Below are 1,098 nucleotides of genomic sequence, written 5' to 3' on the forward strand. Positions count from 1 at the left end.
GCGTAGTGGCGGTTAGCCGTTTCGTACTCGACGTGGGCGGTGTTGATGGTAATACCGCGTGCCTTTTCTTCCGGCGCTGCGTCGATTTCGTCGTACTTCTTGGCGGCACCGCCAAACTTCGCTGCCAGCACCGTGGCGATTGCGGCCGTCAGCGTGGTCTTGCCATGGTCAACGTGACCAATCGTGCCAACGTTCACGTGCGGCTTAGTCCGCTCGAACTTTTCCTTTGCCATTTCGCGACTCCTGTCTCGGTAGCGATATTGCCAGTGCTGTATTGGTGCCCATGGGCAGGATCGAACTGCCGACCTCTCCCTTACCAAGGGAGTGCTCTACCACTGAGCCACATGGGCGAAACTTGACTACTGCTTTTAGACTGCAACCCGGGCACAACCTGGAGCGGGTGAAGGGAATCGAACCCTCGTCGTAAGCTTGGAAGGCTTCTGCTCTACCATTGAGCTACACCCGCCGGGTTACCACGCTTTCTACTTCACCGACGCCTGCCGGGGTACTGCCTTGCAATTTTGGTGGAGAGGGTTGGATTCGAACCAACGTAGGCGTAAGCCAACAGATTTACAGTCTGCCCCCTTTAGCCACTCGGGCACCTCTCCGCAGAGAACTTAAGATTATGGTGTAACTCGCCTTGTCTGTCAAGCACTTTCCGTACTATGCAAAGTAAGGAAGGACAGGCCTTCGGGAGCTGATCTCGACGCTGGGCTAGCCGTCCAATCGCACCACAACCTCCGGCATTCAATAAAGAACACCTTCACCCTATAGGGGCTCGGATTAGCCTGAAAAAGGCCGCTGTGGCGGCCGTTTTCAAGCGGGAGCCGCAGTTGCCGGGCGGGCCCTGGCAGCGCTTGCAGCGCAACAGAGCGGCGCCGCAAAAGCAAAACCCCCCAGTACTTTCGTACTGGGGGGTTTCAAGGGAGAGCCTGGCGATTACCTACTTTCACACGGGTATCCGCACTATCATCGGCGTGGAGTCGTTTCACGGTCCTGTTCGGGATGGGAAGGGGTGGTTCCAACTCGCTATGGTCACCAGGCATAAACGGTGTGCCGCGCTGACTTGGTCAACGCAGCGAATAGGGATGTAGTAGT

Annotated in this window: 1 protein-coding gene, 3 tRNA genes and 1 rRNA gene; all 5 read right to left on the reverse strand. The window is 56.9% G+C overall.

Annotated features, from left to right (window positions below):
- Positions 1-233, reverse strand: a 233-nt coding sequence (locus P3W85_RS30525) for a GTP-binding protein (RefSeq protein ID WP_035881081.1), incomplete at its 3' end; no start/stop codon positions are given.
- A gap of 42 nt (positions 234-275) precedes the next feature.
- Positions 276-350: transfer RNA gene (locus P3W85_RS30530), tRNA-Thr, on the reverse strand.
- 42 nt (positions 351-392) lie between these two features.
- A tRNA-Gly gene (locus P3W85_RS30535) sits at positions 393-466 on the reverse strand.
- Positions 467-522: 56 nt separating this feature from the next.
- Positions 523-608 (reverse strand) — tRNA-Tyr (locus tag P3W85_RS30540).
- 322 nt (positions 609-930) lie between these two features.
- Positions 931-1,043, reverse strand: a 5S ribosomal RNA gene (gene rrf, locus P3W85_RS30545).
- Between the last annotated feature and the right edge of the window lie 55 nt (positions 1,044-1,098).

It is taken from the genome of Cupriavidus basilensis (assembly GCF_029335485.1).
GTDB lineage: Bacteria > Pseudomonadota > Gammaproteobacteria > Burkholderiales > Burkholderiaceae > Cupriavidus > Cupriavidus basilensis_E.